The sequence below is a fragment of the Halopseudomonas xiamenensis genome (genome assembly GCF_014219065.1).
Classification (GTDB): domain Bacteria; phylum Pseudomonadota; class Gammaproteobacteria; order Pseudomonadales; family Pseudomonadaceae; genus Halopseudomonas; species Halopseudomonas xiamenensis.
In genome coordinates, this window is record NZ_JACLGO010000052.1 from 1 (window position 1) to 3,098 (window position 3,098).

Here is a 3,098-nt window from a genome sequence, read left to right on the forward strand (position 1 = left end):
CAGGGGTGTCGAAAGAGTCAACTGCGGTCCAAAGCTGTTGGACTTGGGTGAAAAGGGCGTTTATTCTTCCTATACGTGTGCGTGCGGCTTCCTGCGCGTTGGCGGCCGGCCTTCTCCCGCAGGAGACCCTGGCGTGCACACAGTCCCCACGCCGATCCACTACAACAACAACGGAGATACCCGATGAAGTGCATGATGACGTTCGCCCTGGCTGGCAGCTTGCTGGCGCCTTGGACGCTGGCTCAGGCCATCGACCTAAACGAGGAGTTCAGCCTGGCGCTGGAGGCAGGATTGTTCAGCGACTACCGCTCGCGCGGCATCTCGAAGACCCAGAACGACCCTGCATTGCAAGGCTCGGCCACGCTTATGCATACCAGTGGCCTATATGCCGGAGTGTGGAGCTCGAATGTGGACTTCGGTTATGGCAGCCATACCCGCCAGGAACTGGATTACTACGCCGGCTACTACTGGCAGGTCAGCGACGACGTTGCGCTGGACGTCGCCTATATCGACTACACCTATCCGCGCCAGAGCGACCTGAACTACAGCGAGTATTTCGCCGAGCTGAATGCCTATGGCGTGCGACTGGGCGCCTACTATTCGGACGACCTGTTTGGTGATCAGAGCATGCTCTACAGCTACGTCGGCTACGGCACCGTGCTGCCTTACGACATTGGCCTGGACCTGCGCTACGGCGTCGCCGATTACAAGGATCCGGTGTGGATATCCGCCGACGGCGGCAGCCGTGACAGTTACCACGAGTGGGAAGTCAAATTGAGCCGTTCGCTGCTGGAACTGGACTGGTCGCTGAGCTACATCGACACCGATCTTTCGCAGGCCGAGTGCACCAACTACATGGGCTTCGACGATGTTTGCTCGGCCACCTTGGTGGCTGCGGTTAGCAAATCCTTCTAACGCAGTGAAGTGCGCCATCGCAAGGTGGCGCACCGGGAGGCGAATCATGTGGTTTTCCCGTGCGACGGGTAGGATGGCGGCGGAGCTGGCCGAACTGCTGGGGGCCCTCTTGCAGGGGCGAGCGGTGGAGTTACCGACCTACCCCAGCCTCCGTGAGCAGCCAGTGTTGCGACAGGCGTTGGAGCTATTGGAGCAGCGCCTCGCACACCCGGCGAGTGAGGTCGACTCCTTGGCAGATGCCTGCGAGATCGAGTCTGCAGCAAAACTGCAGGTACAGCTGCAAGAGACCCAGCAGGAGCAAACTCGACTGCAGTGTCTGCTGGGCGAGCTTCGGGGGCTCTCGCGGCAGCAGGAGCAGAGGCTGCAGGAGTGGGCACGTGAGGAGCAGGTCTGGAACCTGACCCGGCAGAACCTTACCGAGGGTTGCTGGGAGCTTCTGGTGGCTGATGGCGATCCTGAGCACCCACAGAGTCGGATGCGTTGGACCGATCAGTTTCTTGCCTTGGTCGGCTACAACCGGCAGGAATTGCCTGATGGCTGGGACAGCTATTACCGCATTGCCCATGGCGACGACCTAAAGGTAGTCATGCGCAACTTCGACGAGCTGATGCGTAGCCGCGATAGTGACAGCTCCTATGTCGTCGAGTACCGCATGCACCACAAGAGTCGCGGCTATATCTGGTTCCGTGAGCGCGGTCGCTGTTTGCGGGATGAACATGGCGTTCTGCAGCGGGTGATTGGTGCTGTGCGCGATATCAGCGATGAGAAACAGGCTGAAGCCGCGCGCCTGCGCGAGCAGGCAGCGATGCAGGCCACCTACGCACAAATCGCCCAGGTGGTCGGGGTGATCAAGAGCATTGCTGAGCAGACTAACTTGCTGGCACTCAACGCCGCCATTGAGGCGGCGAGAGCAGGGGAGGTCGGGCGGGGTTTTTCGGTGGTGGCCGACGAAGTGAAGAACCTGGCGCGGCGTACTCGTGATGCAACCCAGGCGATTCAGGAGATGTTGAGACGGTGAGTGAAGTAGATGCTCAATCTCGGTCACTAGCTGCTTGTGGCGGCGGTTGGAATCGACTTCCTCCGGACGGTCAGGCTCGCTTTGATGTGAACTAATGGCTGTTCCAAGTTGATCGCAATGGGGAGTGCTAGGCACGTGTGAAGGCCAGTGCTGCTGGGTGTTTGCGCTTTGTATGGCACGCCGATGTGCTCACTGAGTGCCGCCTCCAACCCCCGTGCAGACTGCTTTCCAGGCCAACGAAGTGCCGCCCCCTTTTATCTTGCCCTCCGCTTTTCCCGTGCCTTTGTGCGCCTGAGCAGGGTAATCAGGTTGGAGATACTAAGGGCCTCGCAGTCGCTAGGCGGTAGCCGAGGGCAGAGGTATCCGCAGGTCCGCGGTGCTTGAATGCGCAGGCTGAGCACACGCTATCGACATCTAGATCGACGCGATAACGGACAGCTCATCGACATAAGTCCGACCACAAGAGCTGCGCCCGAATGGTCACCGCGCCGACAGGCAGCGGACCTAAGTCGCGACTGTCGAATGACTTCTGGTTGGTGCTGCTGAGCAACCGTTCATCGACAACCAGGCGCTGGCAGGTCTGCCAGGCTGGTAGCGCGCGACCCTGTCGGTCCCTGCGCAAGCGTCTGGCAACAAGGACGCCATTGATGCGTATCGCCTCTGACGACCTTGTATGCACACGTGCTGCGGTACCATCGCCGCCACGGTCTTCAACAGCGGTGCGTTCGCCAGTAGGTAGCCGTACCGCGCAGCCATTGCATTGCCTCCGGTGGTCGGTGAACCAGCATCAGATCGTTAGGAGCCGGTGCATTGGCCGACGAAGTGCGATACCAGCCGGCAGACACGCTGTCGGACGTTTTGTAGACCAGCCGCGTTAGCGACGTTGCGAGCGTTGCCCAACCCAGGGCTAGCAAGGCTTACGGCCATGGCGCGCGCTATTTTAAAAAGCTGGAAGCGCTGGCCGGGCGAATCAAGGTGTTCGACCCTCTGCTGGAGCATCACGCATTCGTGCAACAATTGCAGTCAGCGCATGGGCGTAAAAGCAGTTTTTGGGCACGCCTGTAGACTTGATGTAGTATTAAAGCCCGCTAATCGAGCATGAGTCTCATACGGATGCTCGGGTCGAAAGGGAATCCCCAGGCGAGTAACCTGTTTGCGGTGATCC

General features: G+C 59.7%; 4 protein-coding genes. 3 read left to right on the forward strand and 1 reads right to left on the reverse strand.

From position 1 onward, the window contains the following. Nucleotides 1–183: 183 nt before the first annotated feature. Entirely contained in the window at nucleotides 184–915 is a 732-nt protein-coding gene (locus H6X51_RS19675; protein WP_135101749.1) for a TorF family putative porin, read from the forward strand. Between the two features lie 73 nt (nucleotides 916–988). Then, nucleotides 989–1,933, forward strand: coding sequence for a methyl-accepting chemotaxis protein (locus H6X51_RS20385; protein ID WP_328795775.1), 945 nt, complete (start codon nucleotides 989–991; stop codon nucleotides 1,931–1,933). A gap of 439 nt (nucleotides 1,934–2,372) precedes the next feature. Here H6X51_RS20385 and H6X51_RS20170 read toward each other — a convergent pair whose 3' ends face one another. Beyond that, entirely contained in the window at nucleotides 2,373–2,612 is a 240-nt protein-coding gene (locus tag H6X51_RS20170; protein ID WP_328795776.1) for a S26 family signal peptidase, read from the reverse strand. A gap of 278 nt (nucleotides 2,613–2,890) precedes the next feature. Between H6X51_RS20170 and H6X51_RS20455 the strand changes: the two genes are divergently transcribed. After that, on the forward strand, nucleotides 2,891–2,998 hold the full coding sequence (locus H6X51_RS20455) for a DUF6880 family protein (protein WP_407925994.1): 108 nt from the start codon (nucleotides 2,891–2,893) through the stop codon (nucleotides 2,996–2,998). Nucleotides 2,999–3,098: the final 100 nt, after the last annotated feature.